The organism is Haliea sp. (assembly GCF_041395985.1).
Taxonomy (GTDB): domain Bacteria; phylum Pseudomonadota; class Gammaproteobacteria; order Pseudomonadales; family Halieaceae; genus Haliea.
This window is the reverse complement of record NZ_JAWKZJ010000003.1, coordinates 251,164-274,844: the sequence shown is the minus strand read 5'-3', so window position 1 is coordinate 274,844 and position 23,681 is coordinate 251,164. Positions and strand designations below refer to the sequence as shown.

General features: G+C 63.0%; 19 protein-coding genes. 12 read left to right on the top strand and 7 right to left on the bottom strand.

The genetic code is table 11. The features are described from left to right. Positions 1-83 precede the first annotated feature (83 nt). Positions 84-998 (top strand): transporter, encoded by a 915-nt coding sequence (locus tag R3E49_RS07680; RefSeq protein ID WP_371294518.1) that lies wholly within the window; start codon positions 84-86, stop codon positions 996-998. A 27-nt stretch (positions 999-1,025) separates the two neighbouring features. Here the strand turns inward: R3E49_RS07680 and R3E49_RS07675 are convergent, their stop codons facing one another. From R3E49_RS07675 to R3E49_RS07665, 3 genes are all read right to left on the bottom strand, one after another. Continuing rightward, the gene (locus R3E49_RS07675) at positions 1,026-1,883 is read right to left on the bottom strand and encodes an SDR family oxidoreductase (RefSeq protein WP_371294517.1); all 858 of its coding nucleotides are present in this window, start codon (positions 1,881-1,883) and stop codon (positions 1,026-1,028) included. Positions 1,884-1,944: 61 nt separating this feature from the next. After that, the gene (locus R3E49_RS07670) at positions 1,945-3,726 is read right to left on the bottom strand and encodes a cation:proton antiporter (protein WP_371294516.1); all 1,782 of its coding nucleotides are present in this window, start codon (positions 3,724-3,726) and stop codon (positions 1,945-1,947) included. 156 nt (positions 3,727-3,882) lie between these two features. Further along, the gene (locus tag R3E49_RS07665; RefSeq protein WP_371294515.1) at positions 3,883-6,198 is read right to left on the bottom strand and encodes a DUF6351 family protein; all 2,316 of its coding nucleotides are present in this window, start codon (positions 6,196-6,198) and stop codon (positions 3,883-3,885) included. 203 nt (positions 6,199-6,401) lie between these two features. Between R3E49_RS07665 and R3E49_RS07660 the strand changes: the two genes are divergently transcribed. From R3E49_RS07660 to R3E49_RS07635, 6 genes are all read left to right on the top strand, one after another. Continuing rightward, a complete protein-coding gene (locus R3E49_RS07660; protein WP_371294514.1) occupies positions 6,402-6,971 on the top strand; it encodes a lysophospholipid acyltransferase family protein in 570 nt (189 codons plus the stop codon). A 115-nt stretch (positions 6,972-7,086) separates the two neighbouring features. Next, on the top strand, positions 7,087-8,277 hold the full coding sequence (locus R3E49_RS07655; protein ID WP_371294513.1) for an acyl-CoA dehydrogenase family protein: 1,191 nt from the start codon (positions 7,087-7,089) through the stop codon (positions 8,275-8,277). Between the two features lie 11 nt (positions 8,278-8,288). Next, entirely contained in the window at positions 8,289-9,356 is a 1,068-nt protein-coding gene (locus tag R3E49_RS07650) for an acyl-CoA dehydrogenase family protein (RefSeq protein WP_371294512.1), read from the top strand. Positions 9,357-9,405: 49 nt separating this feature from the next. Then, complete coding sequence (locus R3E49_RS07645) at positions 9,406-10,221, top strand: enoyl-CoA hydratase/isomerase family protein (protein ID WP_371294511.1); 816 nt, start codon at positions 9,406-9,408, stop codon at positions 10,219-10,221. Next, positions 10,218-10,859, top strand: coding sequence for a TetR/AcrR family transcriptional regulator (locus R3E49_RS07640; RefSeq protein ID WP_371294510.1), 642 nt, complete (start codon positions 10,218-10,220; stop codon positions 10,857-10,859). The genes R3E49_RS07645 and R3E49_RS07640 overlap by 4 nt, the downstream gene beginning before the upstream one ends. Continuing rightward, entirely contained in the window at positions 10,856-11,869 is a 1,014-nt protein-coding gene (locus tag R3E49_RS07635; RefSeq protein ID WP_290742839.1) for an LLM class F420-dependent oxidoreductase, read from the top strand. The genes R3E49_RS07640 and R3E49_RS07635 overlap by 4 nt, the downstream gene beginning before the upstream one ends. A 58-nt stretch (positions 11,870-11,927) precedes the next feature. Here the strand turns inward: R3E49_RS07635 and R3E49_RS07630 are convergent, their stop codons facing one another. The 3 genes from R3E49_RS07630 to R3E49_RS07620 all read right to left on the bottom strand — a co-directional run bounded on the left by R3E49_RS07630 (position 11,928) and on the right by R3E49_RS07620 (position 16,404). Continuing rightward, complete coding sequence (locus R3E49_RS07630) at positions 11,928-12,689, bottom strand: SDR family NAD(P)-dependent oxidoreductase (protein WP_371294509.1); 762 nt, start codon at positions 12,687-12,689, stop codon at positions 11,928-11,930. 74 nt (positions 12,690-12,763) lie between these two features. Continuing rightward, positions 12,764-15,154, bottom strand: coding sequence for a phosphoketolase (locus R3E49_RS07625; RefSeq protein ID WP_371294508.1), 2,391 nt, complete (start codon positions 15,152-15,154; stop codon positions 12,764-12,766). A 44-nt stretch (positions 15,155-15,198) separates the two neighbouring features. Then, on the bottom strand, positions 15,199-16,404 hold the full coding sequence (locus R3E49_RS07620; RefSeq protein ID WP_371294507.1) for an acetate/propionate family kinase: 1,206 nt from the start codon (positions 16,402-16,404) through the stop codon (positions 15,199-15,201). A 54-nt stretch (positions 16,405-16,458) separates the two neighbouring features. On the opposite strand from R3E49_RS07620, the gene R3E49_RS07615 reads away from it, so the two are divergent. The 3 genes from R3E49_RS07615 (at position 16,459) to R3E49_RS07605 (ending at position 20,559) form a co-directional block, all read left to right on the top strand. Beyond that, positions 16,459-17,214, top strand: a complete 756-nt coding sequence (locus R3E49_RS07615; protein WP_371294506.1) for an SDR family NAD(P)-dependent oxidoreductase — start codon at positions 16,459-16,461, stop codon at positions 17,212-17,214. A 13-nt stretch (positions 17,215-17,227) separates the two neighbouring features. After that, positions 17,228-19,921, top strand: a complete 2,694-nt coding sequence (locus tag R3E49_RS07610) for a cation-transporting P-type ATPase (RefSeq protein ID WP_371294505.1) — start codon at positions 17,228-17,230, stop codon at positions 19,919-19,921. Between the two features lie 146 nt (positions 19,922-20,067). Further along, positions 20,068-20,559 (top strand): DUF2165 family protein, encoded by a 492-nt coding sequence (locus R3E49_RS07605; RefSeq protein ID WP_371294504.1) that lies wholly within the window; start codon positions 20,068-20,070, stop codon positions 20,557-20,559. Between the two features lie 7 nt (positions 20,560-20,566). On the opposite strand, the gene R3E49_RS07600 is transcribed toward R3E49_RS07605, so the two are convergent. After that, positions 20,567-21,097 (bottom strand): TIGR02281 family clan AA aspartic protease, encoded by a 531-nt coding sequence (locus R3E49_RS07600; RefSeq protein WP_371294503.1) that lies wholly within the window; start codon positions 21,095-21,097, stop codon positions 20,567-20,569. A gap of 186 nt (positions 21,098-21,283) precedes the next feature. Between R3E49_RS07600 and R3E49_RS07595 the strand changes: the two genes are divergently transcribed. Together R3E49_RS07595 and R3E49_RS07590 are read left to right on the top strand one after the other, a co-directional pair. Further along, the gene (locus R3E49_RS07595; protein ID WP_371294502.1) at positions 21,284-22,357 is read left to right on the top strand and encodes a glucosaminidase domain-containing protein; all 1,074 of its coding nucleotides are present in this window, start codon (positions 21,284-21,286) and stop codon (positions 22,355-22,357) included. Between the two features lie 141 nt (positions 22,358-22,498). Next, positions 22,499-23,680 carry an esterase/lipase family protein gene (locus R3E49_RS07590; protein WP_371294501.1) on the top strand — a complete coding sequence of 394 codons (1,182 nt, stop codon included), beginning with the start codon at positions 22,499-22,501 and terminating at the stop codon, positions 23,678-23,680. The last annotated feature ends 1 nt before the right edge of the window (position 23,681 follow it).

Here is a 23,681-nt window from a genome sequence, read left to right as displayed (position 1 = left end):
GCTGCCCGGTGGTGTTGGGTCCCCCCACTGATGTAATCTTTTCTTTGTCGCATGGCCAGGCATGACACGGCGGGGAGGATGGCGTGGCGCGAACAACCGGGAAAGTCGTTGCACTCCTGCTCCTGCTGATGTCAGTGAGCTCGAGGCCACTGGCACAGGAGCTTTCTCCCCGCGCCTACTGGCCCGCACCACAGGGCACGCAGATCGGTGCCCTCGGGTTTGCGCATACCCGGGGCGACACCATTCCCGATCCCTCGCTGCCGATTGCCGGCCTTAACTCGTCCATTACCACGGCACAGCTCAGTGTTCGCCAGACCTTCTCCCTCGCGGGGCGCACCGCGACCTTTGTGGTAGATGCGCCTTATGCCAGCGGCCGCTCCTCAGCAGAGATTGATGGGCTGGGCACGGTGTCTCGCGACTATGATGGCCTCGGGGATATCGCTGCAACACTGTCGGTCAACTTTTCCGGTGCGCCCGCCATGGATCGTAAGGCCTTTGCCGAGATGCTGCGGTCGCCCCGCCCCCTGCTTGGCGGCAGCCTGCGCATTGTGGCACCGACGGGCCGCTACGACCCTGAGCGGCTGCTGAATGTCGGTGCGAACCGCTGGGCAACCAAGCTGGAGCTGGGTTACATCCTGCCTATCGGAAACCAGTGGATATGGGAGCTTGAGGCGGGCGGCTGGTGGTTTCAGGACAACGACAACTTTCTGGGCTTGCGGCGGGAGCAGGCTGCGCTGTACTCGGTCGAGACGCATCTCGTGCGCCAGATCCATCCGGGACTTTGGGTATCGCTGGATGCGAACTTCTATCGCGGAGGACGAAGCACGCTGGGCGGCCGGCGCCTGGATAACCTGCAGCGCGACAGTAAAGCGGGATTCACCCTGGTATTCCCCTTCAACCGGCGCAATGCGTTTAAGCTCGCCTATGAGCAGGGCTCCCTCAACGACAGCGATGAAAACTTTCGCGCCTACTCGCTCAGCTATCTGCGCACCTTCTAGCCGGTGCGTTCCGAACGTCGGCCCGTATCAGATGGGGTAGGTGAATCCGGTACAGTCTTCCGTATACGCCCACAGCTTAGCCGCGGCCGCATCGTCTCTGGCCCAGGGACGCGGACGCACCCGCTTGCAGTTGGCAAAATACTCACCGCTGGTGTCTGCAACGTCATCGCTGGTGCACAGATACACAGATGTCTCGGCACCCTTGTCCGGGGAGCGGAAGAATATCTTCATGAACGCCGGTGCAATGTTCTTCAGGAAGCCGTCATTCTGCTGGCCCAGTGAGGTGGCTACCGCGCCGGGGTGCAGGGCGTTGACCGTGATCGGCTGCCCCTCGAGACGCTGTGCCAGGGTTCGGGTGAACAGAATGTTCGCCAGCTTGGAGCGGCCATATTCGCGAAACGCCTTGTAGTTCTTCTCCGCCTGCATGTCATCGAAATGCAGGCCGCGGACAAACGCGTGCGCGGCAGACGCAACGTTGACGATGCGTGCGCTGGGCGCTTCCATCAATGCGGGCAGCAGCAGGCCCGTGAGCAGGAAGGGCGCGAAGTGGTTCACCGCGAGCGTCTCTTCGTAGCCGTCCACCGTCGTCTTGCGGCTGGTATTCATCAGGCCCGCGTTGTTGAGGAGTATGTCTATCGGCCGCCCCTGGGACAGGCACGTTTCGCCGGCGGCGCGGACGCTGGCCAGACTGGCCATGTCAAGCTGTACCACGCTGGGCTCAGCCCCGCCCGCTGCGACGATCTCCCGGCTGAGCGCCGCACCCTTTTCCAGATTGCGGCACAGCAGCGTGAGTACCGCTCCCTTGCCGGCAAGGGTGAGGGCGGCGCTGCGGCCAATGCCCGCCGTGGGGCCCGTGATAGCGATATGCTTGTTGTTGATATCCATGGTGTGCTCTTCCCTCGTTGACCATTAATAGTGGTATGGGGTGGGTCATTTCGGACGTCGGCTACAGGCTCTCTGTAGACCAGACCAGCGCCAGCAGCTTGCCCTCGGCCAGCTCCTCCACGGGTGCATCGTCGTTGATGACGCGCAGTTTGCCGTCAGTTGTCAGGGTGAACAGCGGGATCATGCTGGTGCCATTTTTTTCTTTGTAGGCGACGAGGTCAAACTCTGCATTGAGGTTGATCGCCCGTATCTCCGCGCCACGCGCCAGCAGGCTGGCCAGCTTCTGGTAGGTGACTTCGCTGCCAAAGAGACGCGGTGCGCGGAATTCGTCCGCGGGCCGTTCACGCTCGCTGACTTCACGCTCTTCCGCGTTGCGCAGGCTGAACACCTTCTTCGGGCCGAACTCGCTGCGGTATTTCAGGCAGGCCAGCGTGTTCCAACGCGCGCGCCGGGACATGGCGAAGAGTCTCCCAATGCCCACGAGTTCCAGATACTGGTCGGCGTGGGAGGAAATCGGATCGCCGTAATAGGTTTCCAGTCCCGCCATGCGTGCGCTGCGAATCTCTTCATAGGAGGTGTCTGCGAGTTTTACCCGGAAACCCTGCCGTACCAGGGCCTGGGCCACGGCCCGAGCCACGGCATTCGCGCCGACAATCAGTACGCCGTTCGGCTCCGCTTCGGCGAGGCCCAGTGCACGGGTCGCCGCGCCGGCGGTGAGGCTCTGCAGCACGACGGTGGCGATGATCACCAGGAACGTGTAGGCCACCAGGTCCGAGGCGCCAGGGTAGTCGATGCCTTCGAGTCGCAGCGCAAACAGTGAGGAGACGGCTGCGGCAACAATACCGCGCGGTGCAACCCAGCTCAGCAGCGCTTTCTGGCGCCAGCTGTAGTTGCCGCCGATGGCGGATGCCCATACCACGACCGGCCGCGCCAGTAGCACCACCAGCAGCACGATCACGCCGTTCCAGCCGGTGGCGAGAATATCCTGGGGATCAACCCGCGCGCCCAGCACAATGAACAGCACCGAGATAATCAGCACCGACAGGCTTTCCTTGAAGCTGAGTATTTCACTCACGCCCACGTCTTTCATATTGCCCAGCCAGATGCCCATCACGGTAACGGTGAGCAGGCCGGATTCGTGGGCGACGTAATCACTGCCGGCGAACATCATGATGACCCAGGCCAGGGTGACCACGTTGATGAGGTATTCCGGAACCCAGTGTTTGCGCAACACGAACCCCAGGCTGAGGGCGCCAACAAAACCCGCCACCAGGCCGACGCCGATGCTCTGGGCAAACACGGCCCACGAATCCACGCCTGAGAGGATGTACTGGAAGACCAGAACGGCAAGCAGCGCGCCCACCGGGTCAATCAGAATGCCCTCCCAGCGCAGCACCTGGCTGACCTCCGGCTTGGCGCGCATGGTGCGCAACAACGGGTTGATTACAGTCGGCCCGGTGACCACGACCAGTGCCGCAAACAGCAGGGCAACAGGCAGGGAGAAGTCGGCCAGCAGCCAGCAGCCTACCGCCATCAGCACCCAGTTAAGCAGGGCCCCCCAGCTCACCAGGTTGGTGACTACCCGTCCGTGGCCCTTCAGGTCTCGGAACTTCAGCGTCATGCCACCTTCGAATAGCACCAGTGCCACCCCGAGAGACACCATGGGGAAGAGCAGGTCACCGAACTGTTCATCGGGTCGGAGCAGTCCGGTGACGGGTCCGGCGATGATGCCCAGCACCAGCAGGGCAAGGATAGAGGGCTGCTTCAGTCGCCAGGAGAGCCACTGGGCCCCCACGCCCAGTACCAGTACGGCGGCGATGATGTACAGCAGGTTCTGATCCACGCGAGACTCCTGTCGGTATGCGATGCCAGCGCAGCATAGCGCAATTGTTGGTGTCCGCGCGCGCACGGTTGGCGAGGGGCACGTCCGGGTGCGAGAGTGCGCGTGGTGTCAAGAGAGCGCCGCACCCGCTGAAACGGTGCGACGCTTGTACGTTGCCTAGTCGATGACGCCCGGCTGGCTGTAGTCGCAGACCCCATCGGGGAAGATGGCCTGCAGCTTTGCATACTCCTCGGCGGACGGTTCCCAGCTGCCGTAAAGGCCCGCATCAATTGCGTCGTCAAGGGGCTGCAGTGCGCAACGGAAGACGTCACCGGTGATGGGCGCACCGGCGACGATGCGCGATGTGCTGTAGGGTGGAAAGCGCTCTGTGCAGCTGCCGGCGGGCCGGTCATTGAGGATGCCGTCCCATACCGTCTCTCCGCTGGCGATCAGTTCGCCGTCGCTGTCAAAGCAGCTGTCCACCGCAGCAGCAGGGCGGTTGGCGCCCACCGGGCTATCCGGGTTGGCATGAATGTTGGCCACCCACTCGTCGAGCACGGCAAACGCCTGCATGGTGTTGTCGTAGTCGCTGCCGTCCGGATTGCGGTCGATGAACCAGATCACCTGGTTGGAAGCATCACCATCGTGATTCAGGAGGCGCTGTCGTGTGACGAAGGACTGGATCGTGTTGTGCATGTCCAGCTCGTCCTCCAGGTAGTGGCGCAGGTCGATGAAAGGTATTTCCGCCTCGCCCCGTTGCACCATCCCCGAATCGAATGCGGCCCGGATCGCGCCCGGGTCGGCGCGCTTGCGTGGCGCCGGTGTGTCCTCCGTCGCGGTTGTGGCATTGCGCCAACTCCAGGGGTCGATCTGGTTGGGGTACAGCGGCTCGTCGTCGGTCAGGGCAAAGCACAGGTCGATGATAAAGGGGCAGCCCTCCTGCACCATGTCCGGTTCGTTCTTCCAGCTGCCGATATTCCAGTTCAGATCGATGAACTCGTCAGGGCTGATGTTGCCGTCAAGCAGTGCCTGCAGACCGTACTGCACGCCGACGTTGTCCCAGGTGGTGGCGGCAAAGCCGTCCTCGGCACGACCGTAGATGTTGATCACGTCAGCAAAGTGTGTCCATTCCACCTCGGCCTGCTGCTCTGGCGTGATGCCGGGAGCCTCGCCAAAGTGAGGGTTCAGCGCCAGCGGCGAGAGGCCGCGCCAGGAGGCTGTGCACTCGCTGGAACCCTGCGGGACCCAGGGTGTGAGCCCGAAACTGACGACGTCGTTAGGTACATCGTTACTTGCATTCAGGCCTATCAGCCAGCTGCGGTTGTTCCAATCCGCCCACTTGCCGCCGGGATCTTCGCGCAGTTGCAGATCGATCCAGCGTTCAATCAGCTCGCAGTCCCCGATGTGTATGGTTTGCGTGACCATGTCTGAATAGGAGTACTGGGGGACGCCAGCGTCAATCAGCCCTGGATGATTCTGGGCGTAAACGTACTGCTGAATGCCACCACCAGAGCCGCCGACGCCAACGGTGTACTCGGGTGCACCATAGGCCGAGACGAAACGGCTCTTGACCATGATGGCGGTCTCGCCGCCGAGCTCGAGGTTGTAGTGAGTACCCGTTTTCGTGCCAGTGGAATAGGCCACCGCGTACCCGGCGGCCAGACCGTCCGTATACAGTGCCCGGCTACGGCTGGGGCCACCCTGGTAGTGGCCAATGGCAACGCCCCCTTGGAAGTAGTAGATGAGCCGCTGGTTCCAGACGCTCAGGTCGGGGTCGTCGTCCTCTTGGGGCGCTGGCGAGAGCATGGCGATTGAGTAGAGGAAACGGTTCAGGCTGCCGCGTTCCCAGCGTACGATGAAGTCGACTTCGCGGTCGTCAATCGTGGTCGTGGTGGCGATGTCGGCGGGGCGTTCGCCGTTTTCCGGGTAATCCATCCAGGCGCCACCCTCGGTCAGGTATTTGTAACTGACTACTGTTTCCACGCTGCAGTTTTCATCAATCACCGGGCCCAGCTCAAGATCGGCCAGGTGACGGTCGGTTGCGCAGAAAAAAGGTGCCTGTTGCGGTCCGGAGAAGATTGGCCCACTCGCAGGATGATTGCTCAGGGTGATGCTGGCAGCGGTGACATTGTTTGCGCTACTGCTGACTTCCAGTGCGTTGTCACCCACCACCAGCCCGACAACCCGGCCCTCCAGGCCGTGGCCGTCGCTGCGTGCTTCGAACTGCCCGGTGATATCCTCTCCATCCAGCATCACCACCACGTTCTCCAGTGGCAGCGCGGCCGGCACTTCTATGCCGACCCGCGCCTCTCCCCCGCTGACCATCTCGGGTGGGCTGGACAGTACGGAGACGGCGAACGCACCGAGCAGCTCAGGTTCACCTCCGTTTCCATGGTCGGTGCCGTCGCTGCAGGCGGTCAGCAGCAACGCCAGCGTGAGTAAGTGGGCGCGCAGAGCGCCGCTTTGGCGCGGCGCTGAGAACGGTAGCTGCATCGTATTCTCCTTATTTTTTACCGTGCAGACTTCACATACTAGCTGCTCCCGGTGTGGCTGCCAGCGCGGCGGTCCAACTATCTGGACGACACATCCGGAAATGCCGCAAGTCTGCTAGACTCCGCGTTCACGAAAAAGCCTGCTGCCATGTGGCGCCAACTGACCGGGCCCCAACCCGCAACCGCTCTGGGAGTGCCAGATACATGAAGCAGACAATCGCGCGCTGGCTGCTGCGCGCCGCGGGTTGGAGCCTGGAGGGTGCTCCTCCGGCACATGCGCGCTATGTCCTGATCGCGGCGCCCCATACCTCCAATTGGGACTTTCCGTTGATGCTGCTGTACGCCGCCGCCTTCGACATCAAGGTGCGATGGATGGGCAAGCACAGCCTCTTTGTCTGGCCCTTTGGCGGGGTCATGCGCGGCCTCGGCGGAATGCCCATCGTCAGGCATCGCGCCGGTAATCTGGTGACGTCCATGGTTGCAGCCTTCGAGCAGGTAGACCAGCTGGTGCTGGTGGTGCCGACGGAGGGCACGCGAGACCGCACCGACTACTGGAAATCGGGTTTTTACCACATCGCTCGCCAAGCCAACGTCCCCATCGTGCCTTCCTTTCTGGATTTCTCCCGCAAACGGGGAGGGTTTGGGCCCGGCCTCTCGACCACCGGCAACGTGGTAGCCGACATGCAGTATTTCCGCGACTTCTATGCCGGTATGGTCGGCAAGTTCCCGGCCAACGTGGGGCCGATACGGCTGCGGGAAGAGGCGGACCTGTAGTCTTGGCCCCCGCGTCCTGCGGGGGCCTGCGCCAATGTGGTGGAAAGGCTTGCAGCGGCCGGTCCTGTAAAATAATATATATAATATATTTAATGGGATTGCAGGGAGTGTACGCTTGAACATCGACTTTTCACCCGCGCAGCGGGAGCTGCGTGACGCGTTCAGGGCCTATATGCAGGTGCTGATGACACCGGCGCTGCGCGAGGAACTTCAGCAGCCTCTGGCGACCGAGGGTGGTGGTCCGCTCTGGCGCAAAGCCATGCAGCAAATGGGCGCCGATGGCTGGATCGGTCTGGGCTGGCCAACAGAGTGGGGCGGACGCGGGTATGGCCCGATTGAGCAGTACATTTTTATCGAGGAGGTCACGCGCGCCGGCCTCCCGTTTCCCTACCTGACCACGGAGTCGATCGGCCCCGCCGTCGCAGAATTTGCCGACCCGGAGATTCGTGACGCCCTGCTGCCGCGCATCCTCGCGGGTGAGACTGTGGTCGCCATCGGGTACTCCGAACCCCAGGCGGGTACCGATATGGCGGCGCTGCGCACGACTGCAGTACGCGAGGGAGACGAGTACGTGATCAACGGGCAGAAGGTCTATACCTCGCTCGCACATTTTGCCGATTACGTGTTTCTCGCCGTGCGCACGGGAGATCCGGAAACATTGCCGCGGCATAAGGGCATTTCCATTCTGCTGGTCCCGACCAATTCCCCAGGCTTTTCCGCCACCCCCATCTACACCGTGGGTGATGGTGAAACCAATATCACCTGGTACGACAACGTGCGTGTGCCTGTCAAGAACCTCATCGGCGCCGAAAACGGTGGCTGGCGCGTGGTCACCAGCCAGCTCAATCGGGAACGGCTGACACTGATGAACCCCGGCACAGCCAATCTGCTCTACCAGCAGACGTTGGAGCACGCGCGCACCACACTGGCGGCGGATGGCCGGCCCCTGCTGGAGCAGCCCCGGGTGCAGCGGCTGCTTGCCTCCGTCTACAGCCAGCTCCGTGTGCTGCAGCTTGCCTGTCGCAAACAGGCCTGGGCGATCGCCAATGGCAGCCTGGAAACCGCTGATGCCTCCGCCATCAAAGTGTCCGGCTACGAGATTTTTCTGAGCTGCTACCGCAGCCTGCTCGAGGTGCTGGGGCCCGACGGTATCCTCAAACGCGGCTCCACCGGTGCGCTGCTGCAGGGACAGCTTGAGCTGATTTACCGCTCCGTACCAGTGTATGGCTTCGCTGGCGGCACTAATGAAATTCAGCGCGATCTTGTGGCCCAGTTCGGACTGGGCCTGCCGCGCGCCAAACGCTAGGAGCAGGGGTTATGGATTTTGCATTGACGGAACTGCAGCAACAGGTGCGCGAACTCGCGCGCGAGATTCTGACCGACGGCAGCACCGTGGAACGCTTGCGGGAAATAGAGGAAAGGGAGCAGCGCATCGATCAGGAACTCTGGCAAACCCTGCGTGAGGCCGGCCTGTCTGCGGTGGCTGCCAGTGAAGAGGCCGGTGGCGGTGGGCTGGGCCTGCTGGAGTTCGGCCTGATTCTGGAGCAGGTCGGCGCGACGGCTGCGCCCATACCGCTGTTGGCTCACGGTCTGGCGGCTTTGGCTGTTGAGCGCAGCCGGGGGGCTTCGGCGCTGGCGCCGCTGCTTGCTGTTGACGGTTGGATGGCGGCGTCCACACGTACCGATGGCAATACGCTGCGCTGTGTGAACGGTCGGCTCAGCGGGTCGCTGGGTGGCATTGCCCATGGGCGCGGCTGCCATCACCTGGTTGTTCCCGCCCGCGACGAGCAGGGCTGGTGCCTGTGCCTGCTGGAAGTCTCCAGTGACGAAGTCACCTGGCAGGCTCAGACAAGCACCGCTCTGGAGCCGCTGGGACTGCTGCAGGTTGACGCCGTGGCCGCGCAGCGGCTGGGTGGCGCCGAATTGCTGGCCTGGCTGGACCAGTGCGGGGCGATGGCCTCTGCCATGGCGCAGACCGGTGTACTGGATGCTGCACTGCAGCTCGCCCGCAACCATGCCTGCGAGCGGGAGCAGTTCGGTGTGCTTATCGGCAGTTTCCAGGCAGTGTCCCAGCGCCTGGCGGATTGCTGGATCGACCTGATGAACCTGCGCCTTGCTGCCCTCGCGGCGGCAACACAGCTGGACAATGGTGAGGACGCCGAGCTGGATGTGCTCACGGCGCGCATCTGGGCGGCAGACGCCGGCCATCGGGTGCTGGCGGGCTGCCAGCATGTGCATGGTGGTTTGGGGCACGACCGTGAGTACCCACTCTGGCGCTATGCGGTATGGGCGCGGCACTACGAGATGCTGTCTGGCGGTGTTAATGTCGCCCTGGAGCAGTTGGGCCAGGCTATCGCGCTGAACCCCGAGCGGTCCTGTTTGTAATGAGCTCGATCAACTACGATCGACCAATGACACCACGAGTGACGACACTATGAAAACAGTGCTGAGACGACAGCTGGCGGAGGGAGTGATCGAAGTCAGCCTGAACAGGCCCGATCGCCTGAACGCGCTGAATGAGAATCTGATCGGCGAGTTGCTGGCGGTGTTTCGCGGCCTGAACAATGATCGTGAAACGCGAGTGGTCATTCTGACCGGCCGGGGAAAGGGTTTTTGCGCGGGAGCGGATCTGAAGTCCAGCGGGTCCCGGCCCGGTTCGGTGCCCGGTACCGAGGGCATGGGCCAACTGGGCTATGTCTACAAGTATCAGGAGTATCTGGCGGAATTGATATTGGCCATACAGGAGTGCGACAAGCCTGTTATTGCGGCCATCAACGGCGCGGCCGTGGGCGGCGGCATGGCGCTGGCGCTGGCCTGCGATATCCGCATTACAGCCGAGGCGGGCAAGTTCGGCGCGGTATTCATCAAGACGGGTCTGTCTTCCTGCGATGTGGGTACCAGCTACCTGCTACCGCGCATTGTCGGCGTTTCCGCCGCAACAGAGCTGATGCTGACCGGGAGAATCTTCCCCGCCCCGGAAGCCCGTGAGCTTGGCCTGGTATCCCGGGTGGTATCGGCAGACGAACTGATTCCGGAAGCGACCCGTCTGGCGCAGATGATTCTCGAGAACAGTGAGTATGGCGTTTGGATGACCAAGAAAGGCATTCGCGCCAATCAGGACGCCCCCAGCCTGCGCCACGCTATGGAGCTGGAGAACCGCACGCAGGTTCTGGGGTACTTCTCCGGATGCATGGAAGAATCCATGCGGGCATTCCAGGAGGGACGCGCACCCGTGTGGAGCAAACTGTGAGCACGCGGGCGACACGTCGCGGGCGACCGCCGAAAACCTCGCTCGAGGAGATCGTCGACAAGGCCGTCGAGCTCATGGCCCGTGAGCCCGAGAAGGATCTCTCACTGAACGCCATTGCCAAGGCCCTCGGTATTACACCCATGGCGATCTACCGTTATGCGAGTGATCGGGATGAGCTGATGGAGGCCGTGGCCGATCGTATGTTGCGTGATTTCAAGCCCGAAATTCCAGACCAGCCCTGGCAGTCACAGATCCGGCACTGGGCGTTCGCCACACGCGACTACTTTCTGGCCAATCCCGCGCTTTTCACCATCATCGGCTGGCAACAGCATATCGCCAGCGCATGGCTGGCCCAGGTCGCCACCCTGGCCCGTATATTGGCGCAAACCGGGCGGACGGATAACCGCCTTGCGGACACCGTGCAATGGGTCTCTACGACCGTGATGAGTGCGATATTAATGGAAATCGCCAGCAAGCGTTCAGGGTCTCGCGTGAGCATGAGCGATGTCGACAAGTTGCCCGCGGAGGACGCCGAGCTGGTGCGCTCCCTGATGCGGCACCTGCTGAAAAAGAATGCGCGAACGGTATTCACCGAGTGCGTTGAGAACATGATTCTGACGATAGAGGTCTCACAATGAGTTCACTGAAACTGGGTCTGCAACTGGGGTACTGGGGCGCGCAGCCGCCGCCGGATTTTGTCGGTATGGCACAGGAGGCGGAGCGCCTCGGTTTTGATTCCGTGTGGACGGCGGAGTCCTGGGGTAATGACTGCTTCACGCCGCTGGCCTGGGTGGGCGCACACACGTCCCGTATTCGCCTTGGAACCGCGATCGCACAGCTCTCTGCGCGTACGCCGGCGTCCTGCGCGATGGCGGCGCTGGCGCTGGATCACATGTCCGGTGGACGCATGATGCTTGGCCTCGGTGTGTCCGGGCCGCAGGTGGTTGAGGGGTGGTACGGCCAGCCGTATAGCAAGCCTTTGGCCCGCACCCGCGAATACGTCAGCATCATCCGCAAGATCCTGCGTCGCGAAGAGCCCGTGTCCAACGATGGTGAGCATTATCCGCTGCCCTATCACGGCCCCAACGCCTGGGGGCAGGGCAAGCCGCTGAAGTCGATCACCCACCCCCTGCGTGCCGACCTGCCGATTTTCATCGGCGCCGAGGGGCCCAAGAACGTGACGCAGACGGCGGAAATCGCCGATGGCTGGTTGCCGCTGTACTACTCACCCTGGCGTCATGAGGTCTACGAAAGCCAGCTGGTGGCGGCGAAGCCAGGCTTCGAAATTGCCCCCATGGTGATGGTCAATATCAACGATGACCTGCAAGCGGCCCTGCGCCCGGTCAAGGCGATGCTCGGTTTCTACGTGGGCGGCATGGGCTCCAAGACCAACAATTTCCACAAAGACCTGATGGCGCGACTCGGCTTTCCGGATGAGGCGGACCAGATTCAGGAGCTGTTCTTTGCCGGTGAGCGTGAGAAGGCGATCGACATGGTGCCGGACACCTTTGCCGACGAGATCGCGCTGTGCGGCCCGCTGGACCGCATACGTGAACGGCTGCAGGACTGGAAGCGCTCACCGGTAACCACCATGCTGGTCAATGGTGACCGCGAGTTCCTGCGCCAGATGGCTGAACTGGTGCTTTGATTGAGAGGCCAGGGAGGCACTGGTTGCGGGCTGGGCGGTCAGAGTGCCGCCTTGCCCTTCACAACACCATATAGCCGCCGTCAGTCACCAGGGTATGCCCGGTGGTGAAGCTCGACAGGTCGCTGGCGAGGTAGAGCACGGGCCCGATGATTTCCTCGGTTTCAGCCACCCGTTTCTGCAATGATGCCGCAATGGCCCCGTCCAGATAGCCGGGGATATTCGCTGCACTGTCGAACAGGTCGGAGTGGTAGCTGCCGGGCGCCAGGCTGTTGACCCGTATGCCCTTGCCGGCCCATTCCGCAGCCATCACTTTGGTCAGTGCGTCCAGGGCCGCCTTCGTGGCGGCGTAAAAGCCCTGTAATGCGGAGGGCTTCAGGCCGCCCACGGAGATCACGTTGATCACCGAGCCGCCGCCGTGCTCTGCCATTCTCGGAGCCATTCTTGACGCCAGGTACCAGGGTCCCTTGGTGTTGACATCGAACAGCTTCTGGAACAGATCCGGCTGCAGGTCGGAAAGCTCGCCAATCATCGGGTTCATGCCGGCGTTGTTGATCAGAATATCCACGCGACCGAAGGTTTCGTAGGCGGCCTCAATGACCCTGTCGAGGTCCTCAGTGCGACCCATGTGTGCCGACAGCGCCAGCGCCTTGCGCCCCTTGGCGCGCAGCTCATCCGCGACAGTCTCGCAGTTTTCCAGTCGCCGGCTGACGACGATGATGTCGGCGCCGGCGTCGGCGAGGCCGTGGCACATGGCCTTGCCGAGGCCGCGACTGCCGCCGGTTACGAGTGCGACCTTGCCGGTCAGATCAATGTTATGCATGGTTTGAAGTCCCTGTTGCGTACTCGGGCACCCACTCCAGTGAGTCGTGTTGGCCCATAAAAAGTCTTGCACGTTTACCCGCTGGCCCCCCAGCGCCAGTCGCGGATCTCCGGTTTGTCGACACCGTGTTCATAGGCGTAGGCCTGGCAGTCGAGCTGTAGCTCGCGCATTTTCTGCCGCACATGGGCACCCGCCACCAGCAGGCCAGGCACGCGGTTGATCACGTCGATCACCAGGCTGAATCGGTCAATTTCATTCTTGATGGCGAGGTCCAATGGTGTGTTGATGCTGCCCTTTTCCTTGTAGCCGCGCACATGCAGGTGGGCGTGATTACTGCGCTTGTAGGCCAGCCGGTGGATCAGCCACGGGTAGCCGTGGAAATTGAAGATGATCGGCTTGTCCACCGTGAACAGGCTGTCGAAGTCGCGGTCCGAGAGGCCGTGGGGGTGCTCCTGGGGCGACGTCAGGGTGAACAGGTCGACCACGTTGATAAAACGGATTTTCAAGGCGGGGAAATGTTCCCGCAGCAGTTCAACGGCCGCCAGCGCCTCCTGCGTGGTCACATCCCCGCAGCCGGCCAGCACCACATCGGGCTCCTCGCCCTGGTCGTTGCTGGCCCAGTCCCAGATGCCAATGCCCTGGGTGCAGTGGCGAATTGCCGCAGGCATGTCCAGATACTGCAGGTGCTGCTGTTTGTCGGCCACGATCACGTTGATGTCGTTGCGGCTGCGCAGGCAGTGGTCGGCCACGCTGAGCAGGGTGTTGACGTCCGGTGGCAGGTACACACGCACAACGCTGGGGCTCTTGTTCACCACCAGGTCGAGGAAGCCGGGGTCCTGGTGGGTGAAACCGTTGTGATCCTGGCGCCAGACGGTCGAGGTGATCAACAGGTTCAGCGATGAGATGGGTGCCCGCCAATCGATATCCTCCGCGCCGTCCAGCCACTTCGCGTGCTGGTTGAACATGGAGTCGATCACGTGCACGAAAGCCTCGTAGGTTGACAGGAAACCATGCCGCCCGGTCAGCAGGTAGCCCTCCAGCCAGCCCTCCAGCGTGTGTTCAGACAGCAGCTCCATGACGCGACCATCTGCGGCCAGCTCGCCGCCATCGTCATCTCCCGGCACCCGGTCGGCCATCCAGGTCTTCTTGCTGGCCTCGTAGACGGCGTGCAGCTTGTTGGATGAGGTTTCGTCGGGCCCGAACACGCGGAAGTTCGTCGGGTTGGCGCGCAGGATATCGCGCAGCAGCTCGCCCAGTGGAAACGTGTTGCCGGCGATACTCGCGCCGGGCTGCGGTACCGCAACGGCATAGTCGCGGAAGTCGGGCAGCTGCAGAGCCTTGCGCAACAGGCCGCCGTTGGCGTGCGGGTTGGCGCTCATGCGGCGGTTCCCCTGCGGTGCGAGTGCCCTAAGCTCGCTGTTCAGCCGACCCTCGGCGTCAAACAGCTCATCGGGCCGGTAGCTGCGCAGCCAGTCTTCCAGGCTCTGTAGTTGCCCGGCATCCTCGCGTACCTTCGCCAGCGGGACCTGATGTGCTCGCCAGCTGCCTTCAATGGCATGGCCATCGACGGTTTTCGGGCCGGTCCACCCTTTCGGGCTGCGCAGCACAATCATCGGCCAGCGTGGGCGTTCCGGCGCAGACGTTGTCGAGCCGCGCGCGTCCGCCTGAATGCGGCGTATCTCCGCCACGCAGTGCTGCAGTGCCGCCGCCATCGCCTGATGCATCAGCTCGGGGTCGTCGCCCTCCACAAACAGCGGGGACCAGCCATACCCCCGGAACAGCGCATCGAGTTCCTCATGCGATATTCGCGCGAGCACGGTGGGGTTGTTGATCTTGTACCCGTTCAGGTGCAGCACGGGGAGCACCGCGCCATCGCGGCGCGGGTTGAGAAACTTGTTGGAGTGCCAGGCGGCGGCCAGTGGGCCGGTTTCGGCCTCGCCGTCACCCACCATCACCGCAACCAGCAGGTCGGGGTTGTCGAAAGCCGCACCGAAGGCGTGCGAGAGGCTGTAGCCCAGCTCGCCGCCCTCGTGAATCGATCCCGGGGTCTCTGGCGTGCAATGGCTGCCGATGCCGCCTGGAAAGGAGAAATCGCGGAAGAACTGCAGCAGGCCGGCGCTGTTTTCTCCCTTGTGCGGGTAGACCTCCGAGTACGTGCCTTCCAGGTACACCGGTGCCAGTACGCCAGGTGCGCCGTGGCCCGGCCCTGCCAGGTAAATGGCGTTGAGATCGTGCTTGCGGATGAGCCGGTTCAGGTGCACGTATAGGAAACTCAAGCCCGGGCTGCTACCCCAATGTCCGAGCAGGCGCTCCTTGATGTGCTCAGGCTGCAGTGGTTCGCGCAGCAGCGGGTTATCGCGCAGGTAGATCATGCCTGCCGCGAGGTAGTTGCAGGCGCGCCAGTAGGCGTCTATCTGGCGCAGTTCGTCGGCCTCCAGAGGCGATATGTTCCCGGGCCTGTCCATAAGTCGCATCTCCTGTGGGTGTTTGCTGGGTCGGTTTCCGCCGATCAGTGCGTTGCTTGTGCGGCCAGCAGGGTAGCGGCCTGCCTGGCCATCAGCGCCTGCTCGTCTGCCTTCAGCACCCAGACGCTGACCGGGCTCTGCAGGTTGCTGATGCGGCGTTCATGACCCGTTGTCGCGCTGTTCGCGGTCGGATCGATATGCACGCCTGCCCAGTCCATATCGCTGAGGATGCGTGCGCGCACCTCCGGGGCGTTTTCGCCTACACCGCCGCCGAATACGATGCTGTCTGCGCCACCGAGTACCGCGAGGTAGGCGCCAACGTATTTCCGCACGCGATAGCAGTATAGCCCCACCGCCAGTTTTGCCGCTGCACTGTCGGACGCCAGCAGCACGCGCATGTCGGCGCTCAGGCCCGATACACCCAGCAGTCCACTCTGGCGGTTGAGCAGGTCGTCCAGGTCACCGGTGCTCCAGCCGTGGTGCTGTTGCAGGTACAGCAGCAGGCCTGGATCAATGTCGCCGCTGCGGGTGGCCATCATCAGGCCCTCGAGCGGGGTGAACCCCATGGAGGTGTCCACCGGCCTGCCATCGCGGGTGGCGGTGATGGAGCAGCCTGAACCCAGTTGCAGCGTCAGGATACGCCCCGTGCTCGCCCCCCGCGCTGCGACCGCCGACCAGCGCTGCCACAGCGCTTCGTGGGCCAGCCCATGGAAGCCGTAGCGCCGCAGGCCCAGGCGCGTCGTCAGTTCTGCCGGCAGGGCGTAGTGGCGTGCGAACGGCGGCAGGCCTGAGTAGAACGCGGTGTCAAAGCTGGCGATGTGCGGTGTGTCGGCGCTGAACAGCGCCCGGGCGGCGCGAATCAGCGACAGCGACCGCCCGGTGTGCAGGGGTGCCAGCGGTGTGAGCTGCGCGAGCTGCTGCTCCGACGCTGCGTCAATCAGGCTGGGCCCGGAGAAATGCGGCCCCCCGTGGACGATGCGATGTACCACGGCCGTGATGTGCCCCGGTTGGTATTGCGCCAGGAAGTTGCGGAGGAGCTCCGCCACCGATGCACCCTGCAATTCGTAACGCGCGCTGGCAATCGCTTCCGGTTCGCCGCCGCTTACGCTGTACGCGGCGAGGCGCAGGGAGGAGCTGCCGGCATTGACGGTGAGTAGCATCATAGTGTCGAGTATGGCGTTTTCCTCGATGGCCGACCAGACCATGGCCCGCGCAACGTCGCCTGAGGCGCCCTCTGGCCTGCTGGCCACGAGCAATCCGTGGTAGATTTGGCCCAATTCTTGGCCCAACAGTGAGTACACAGGATGAAACGTTTTCAAGGGAAAGTGGCGTTTGTGACGGGAGCAGCCTCGGGCATCGGCCTGGCAACCATGGCGCGTCTGGGCCGCGAGGGCGCGCAGGTGTACGCTGTCGACATCAACGCTGAACAGCTGGCGCGCGAAGCCGCGAGCCTTGCCGGGGAAGGGTTGGCTATTCGCAATCTCGCCCTCGACGTCAGCGACGAGACGGCCTGTCGCGCGGCCATTGCAGCGTGCGTGGCCGAGCTCGGCAAGCTGGATGTGCTGTGCAACATCGCGGGTATGGCGCTGACCAAAAACTTTGCCGACGTGAGCGCAGCGGACTGGGACCGCGTGATGACGGTAAACACCCGCTCCGTTTTTGTGCTGTGCCAGGCCGCCATGCCGCACCTGCTGGAAACCGGCGGCAACATTGTCAATATTTCCTCTGCGGCGGGCCTGCAGGGCCTGCCCTATAACAGTGCCTACTGCGCCAGTAAGGGCGCGGTGTTGCTGCTGTCGAAGTCCCTCGCTGCGGAGTTCGCGGGCCGCGGTGTGCGGGTCAATGCCGTATGTCCGGGTGCGGTGGATACACCGCTGGTCAAGGACGTCCAGATACCCGAGGGTGCCGATATGTCGCTCTATGGCCGGATGTTCCCGCTGACCCCCTACTTCGCGCAGGCGGAGGAAATCGCCGGCGCTGTGGCTTACCTGGCCTCGGAAGAGGCGAGGTTTATCACCGGCTCAGCGCTGGTGATTGATGGCGGGCAGACCACGATCTAGACAGGAGGGTGCCATGACGCAGGCACGGCATCACTGGCATTCTCTGTCCGCGGAGGACACGCTGGCAGCGGTCGAGGGCTCTGCCCAGGGGCTCAATGCCGCGGAAGTAGAGCGTCGCACAGCGCTGCACGGCCCCAATCGCTTGCCGGAACCGCCACCTCGCCACCCCCTGTTGCGCTTTCTGGCGCACTTTCACAACCTGCTCATCTACGTCCTGCTCGCCTCCGCCCTGGTGACGGCTGCCCTGGGGCATTGGGTCGATACGGGCGTCATCCTCGCTGTCGTGCTGGTGAATGGCGTGATCGGCTTTATTCAGGAGGGGCGCGCGGAGCAGGCCATGCTGGCCATTCGCGGCATGCTGGCACCACGGTCGTCTGTATTGCGCGAGGGTCGACGCGTCACTGTCGACGCCGCGGATCTGGTCCCCGGTGACATCGTGCTGGTGGAGCCCGGAGACCGCGTGCCCGCTGATATCCGGCTTATTGAAGCGCGTGGATTGTCTGCCGAAGAAGCCATTCTTACCGGCGAATCGGTGCCAGTCGAGAAGAGTCTCGCAGCTGTGCCGACCGAAGCCGCTCTGGGCGATCAGAGTTCAATGCTGTTCAGTGGCACGCTGGTGGCCGCGGGCGCCGCCCGCGGGGTTGTCGTTGCTACCGGCGCGCAGACCCAGATAGGCCGCATCAGCGGCATGCTGGCGCGTGTAGAGACCCTGACGACCCCGCTGGTGCGGCAGATGGATATGTTTGCGCGCTGGCTGACGGTTTTCATTCTGCTGGTTGCGGGGAGCCTGCTGTTCTACGGCTACGTGCGCGAGGCGCTGCCCTTCGCCGAGTTGTTCATGGCGGTGGTAGGGCTGTCCGTGGCTGCGATTCCAGAGGGGTTGCCGGCGGTACTCACCATTACCCTGGCGGTGGGTGTGCAGGCGATGGCAAGGCGCAACGCCATCGTGCGCCGCCTGCCGGCTATCGAAACACTGGGGTCTGTCTCGGTGATCTGCTCAGACAAAACCGGCACGCTGACGCGAAATGAAATGCTGGCCTCGACCCTGGCGGCGCGAGGTTCAATCTATGTGGTAGAGGGCGACGGCTACACGCCCGAAGGTCTGGTGGAGCGAAAAGATGGCGCAGACTGCCAGGACGATGCGGTATTGCTGGAGTTTGCCCAGGCTGCTGCGCTCTGCAACGACGCTGTGCTGCACCAGCGCGCCGCAGGCTGGCAGGTCGAAGGCGACCCGATGGAGGGGGCTTTGCGCGCACTGGCGGGCAAGATCAGCCGCGAAGGGCCGGACCCGTTTCCACACTGGAAGCGTACTGATGTCATTCCGTTCGACGCTGCACACAGGTATATGGCCGTGCTGAACCATGACCACGACGGGCACGCCTGCATCTTCGTGAAGGGTGCGCCCGAGGCGGTTCTGGCGATGAGCGTGCATCAGCGCACCGCGTCTGGCGGCTATGAGCCGCTCCAGGCTGACTACTGGCACGACATGGTGGAGCGTCTGGCGGCGGATGGCCAGCGTGTTATCGCGGTTGCCACGCGCTCCGTGCCCCAGGCACACACGGTGCTTAATAACGCCGATGTCGAGAGGCAGATGACGCTGCTCGGGCTGATAGGGCTCATTGACCCCCCGCGACCGGAAGCGATCGAGGCGGTCGCCGAGTGCCATGCGGCGGGGATCCGCGTGAAGATGATCACCGGTGACCACGCGGCTACGGCCCGGGCGATTGCTGTGCAGGTGGGCCTGCAGAATACGCAGCGGGTGTTAACCGGTGCAGAACTCGAGAAGCTCGACGACGCCCAGCTGGCCAGCGTTGTGGGTGAGACGGATATTTTTGCCCGCACATCGCCCCGGCATAAATTGCGCCTCGTCATGGCGTTGCAATCGCACGGGCTGACGGTGGCGATGACCGGGGACGGAGTCAATGATGCCCCGGCGCTCAAGCGCGCGGATGCGGGAATTGCTATGGGTCTGAAGGGCAGCGCCGCCGCGCGGGAAGCCGCCGAGTTGGTGTTGGCGGATGACAACTTTGCCTCGATTGCCGCGGCGGTGCGCGAGGGCCGCACCGTGTATGACAATATCAAGAAGGTCATCAGCTGGACGCTGCCCACGAATGCGGGTGAAGCCATGACCATTGTGGTCGCGTTGTTCTTGGGGCTGGCCCTGCCGATCACCGCCGTGCAGATTCTCTGGGTCAACCTGGTCACGGCGATTACGCTCGGGATGGCGCTCGCCTTTGAGCCGAGCGAGCCGGGCACGATGCGCCGCCCGCCCCGTCGGCGTGACGAGCCACTGCTCAAGGGCGAGCTTGTCTGGCACATCGTTCTGGTTTCCACACTCTTTCTGATAGCGGTGTTCGGCATGTTCACCTACGCTACCGGCCGCGGCTATGAGCCGGCACTGGCGCAGACGATGGCGCTGAACACGCTGGTGGTGCTGGAGATCTTTCACCTGTTCTTCATCCGCAATATCTACGGGACGTCACTGACCTGGGCTGCAGCCCGCGGCACCCGAGTGGTGTGGGCCTGCGTGATCGCAGTAACGGGCGCCCAGTTTGCTATCACCTATGCGCCGCCGCTGCAGTCCGTGTTTGGGACGCAGTCGGTGCCGCTGCTTGACGGTCTGCTGATCATTGTGGTTGGTGCCGTGTTCTTTGCCATCATCGAAGTCGAGAAGCAGCTGCGACTCGCGCTGCAGCGCAGGTCCTAACCTTCATTAGCGAACGGTGGGGTGAAGCCCTAGGGTATGCGGGCGAGGACCTAGCTGTCGCTGTGCGCCGGGAGGGTTTCGGCTGGATAGCTTTGAGATTCCTGTCTACGCTTCATGTATGAGACTGGCTTCCCTGGGGACTGGACATGCTTCGATCACTCAAGATTGCAACAGCGTTCTTTGTGGCACTACTCGGCCTTTTGCATGTGCTCGGCAACCTTGCCAATCTGGAAGCCGCAATCGGGTTTGTAGGCGCCGTTACAGCAGGAAGTGAGCAGCCGTTCTATACGCTCTATGGTCCCCCCGCGATGTCGCGCGTCCTTCATGGGCTTGCGCTGGCGCTGATACTGGCGGGTGAACTGGCGGTCGCAGGCCTGGCGAGTGCGGCGGTGTTCATGATGCTGAAGAACCGTTCCGCCGACGCGCAGCTGTTTGCCGCGGCCACGCGGCCCGCAGTCGCCGCATGCGCGGTGGGAATGCTGGTCTGGTTTGGTATCTTCATCGTGGTCGGCGAAGGCTACTTTATGATCTGGCAGACCGCAGCGGGCGCTGGCCCGATAGCTGGCGCGATGCGCTACGGTACGGTGTGCGGGTTGTTCATGGTGTTCCTGCTGCTGGCCCCCGACAGCGACCCGTAAGCACGGCTTACAGATACTGGCGCAGTGTCAGGCTGTCCCCGCGCTGGGTAAACTCGATGTGTTTCAGGAAGCTCATACCGAGCAGCACCTCATCGGTTTGTAGCCCGGGCACAATGCCGGCACGTACATCGGGAAGCCGTATGTCGGCTACCGCCACTTCGTCCAGCGTTGTGGCGTAGCTGATCGCCGTACCGTTGGCGGTTTGCGTGCGGTAGGCACGCCCACGCTGCAGCCCCAGCCGGTTCGCCAACGTCTCTGGTATGGCCACGCCCGTGGCTCCGGTATCCAGCAGGAAGGTAACCGGCTGGCCGTTGATTTCTCCGCTGGTCACGTAGTGGCCGAACCGGTTCCGCTGCAGGGTGACTTCGCGAACGCCCTCGTCGGTGTAGAGGGTCTCCAGCTGCCGGTTGGGGTTCAACTGTCTGTCCAGCACATCACTGAAATAGAGCACACCCAGCCCCAGCAGCACGACCCACGCGAGGGCCTGCATCGCCAAGCCCATGCGTTTCTGTTCACGGATTTCGTGTTCTTCGTTCATTTGGTCGCTCCAGTGCCCGAAGCGTGCTCCACAGAAGGCCCGCATTGTAACGCACTTGGACGGCAACCCTTTATGACAGGGGGATTGACGTTTGCCGCCCCGGCGTGGGCATAATCGGGGCGCTACCCTCAGAGTGAGATCAACTGCATGCCCTTGCGAGGACTCCACATACTGGCAATGTGCCTTGTGTCTTTACTGTTGAGCGGCTGCAGCGGTGACAAAACGCCGGATTCGGACGCGGGGGCTCCGGGAGACGAGCTGACAGCCCCCGAAGACTCTGCTGCGGCACGGGCGACCAGCGACGCAGAGGTGCTCGTGTCTGCGTCACTGCAGGACATGATCGCACTGTTGGAGAAGGAGAGCTGGTGGGGTGAAGCCAAGGCCGATGAGCCATTGGACGTGCCGCGCCTGCTGATTACCGCGATCAGGCCGAGTTGGCAGGAAGCGTCGAAGAGTATCCCGGTGCAAGACAAGAAGGCGCTCTTCTATCGCCTGATGCTGCCGCAGGTGCTGCACGCCAACCATATGGTGATGGAATTTCGCGCGGGGTTGGAGCAGGCACAGCGGGAACTGGCCAGCGAGGGTAGGGTGTCGGAGCAGAGCCTCACCCTGCTGCGCCGACTGTCACTGCTGTTGCCCGGTGAGACGGCAGAGCATGTCGCTGCACTGCAGGAGAACAACCCGGAGCTGAAGGAGATGATCAGCAGCCTGCTCTACCGTGTTGATGTCGTTCCTGCGGGTCTGGTACTGGGGCAGGCGGCCTACGAGAGTGGCTATGGCACCTCGCGTTTCGCGGTGGAGGGCAATTCGCTGTTCGGTCAGTGGACGTATCAGGGTGATGGCATCAAGGCGAAGGAACACCGCGCCTACAAGGGCGACTACTCCATCAAGGCTTTTGACTGGCCCTTCGACAGCGTGCGTGGCTATTTCATCAACCTGATGTCTCACCCCGCCTATGAGGATTTCCGGCAACTGCGCGCTGACATGCGCGCGCGTGGCGAGCCGCTCTCTTCATTGCGGCTGGCTGATGGCCTGCTGCGTTACTCCGAACGGGGCCAGGACTATGTGGATTCCCTGAAAGGCATGATCCGCCACAACAAGCTCGAGCGCGCTGACAATGCGGTGCTGCGCGATGAGCCGGTGCGCTTTCTGTTGGGGGCTGAGAGCCCTGAGGCTGCGGCCGACCTGCGTGCAGAAATCGAGGCCATGCGCGAGAACGGCGAATTGCAGGAGTTGATCGACAGCATGCGCCTTGAATGAAGCAGGGCTTCTGTTCGCTGTTGCCACCGGCACTGGTATCTGCGTCGTCTCGCTCGCCGGCGGCGTGACACCATTCGGTGAGACGGCGTTGCACCGGTAAATGCGCTATGCTCTCAGCTCCAGGTCCACGGAGTCGATGTCATGGAAACCGGTAAGGCCCTGCGGGGCAGCACACACCTGGCGTTTGATGCCGTCGATGGCGTTACACACATTGTCGAAGGCATGTATCGGAACATCGCGGCGGGCGCCTGGCCCCTGGGCAAGTCCCCGGAGGGGCCGGCACCCGGCATCGCAGGCTTCGTGCATACAGCGATCCGCCAGGTCAGCGGCATCAGCCGAAGCAGCCTGGATCTTGTGCTCAAGCAGGTTGCGCCGCGACTTGACAGCATCGCGCCACCGGGCCCGCGCAGGGAGGCGGTCATCGCCGCGCTGAATGGTGTCTGTGGCGATCACCTGGCGCGCACGGGCAATCCGCTGGCGATACAGACGCGCCTGCGTGTCGGCCGGGCAGGGCCCAGCGACAACATCCGCAAGCCGGGTGGGCGCCTGCTGATTGCTATCCACGGCCTGAGCATGAATGATCAGGAATGGACCTGGCAGAACCAGAACCACATCGAGACGCTGGCCAACCAGCATGGTTTCACCCCCGTCTATGTGTCCTACAACTCCGGGAAGCACATCTCCGACAATGGCCGGGAGCTGTCCGCGGCGCTCGACGCACTGGTGGCCGGCTGGCCGTTGCCGGTGGAGTCCATCACCCTGATTGGATTCAGCATGGGGGGGCTGGTTGCCCGCAGCGCCATGCTCCGTGCACAACAGCGGCAGCTGGGCTGGATCAACCAGGTCGACAAGGCTGTCTACATCGGCACGCCCCATCATGGCGCGGTGCTGGAGCGCGGCGGCTTTTGGCTACAGAAACTGCTGACTTACAGCCCCTATACCGCCCCATTCGCCGTGCTGGGCAGGATTCGCAGCGACGGTATTATCGATTTGCGCCACGGCAACCTGCGCGATGAAGACTGGCAACACCACGACGCGGACAGCGACAATGGCGATTACCGCGTTCCCACGCCACTGGCTGAGGGCATAGAGCACTACGCAATCGCAGCAACCCTGTCAAAAAAACCCGGAGAACGGCTAGGCAGGTTGCTGGGCGATGGCCTTGTGCATCCCTCAAGTGCCACCGGCAGGCACGCCAACCCGCGACACGATCTCGGGTTGAACCGTGAGAACACACGCATCCTGTACGATCTTGGTCACCTGGGCATGTTATGCGACCCGCGCGTTTCGGATCAGCTCGCCAGCTGGCTGGGCAGGGTGTAGG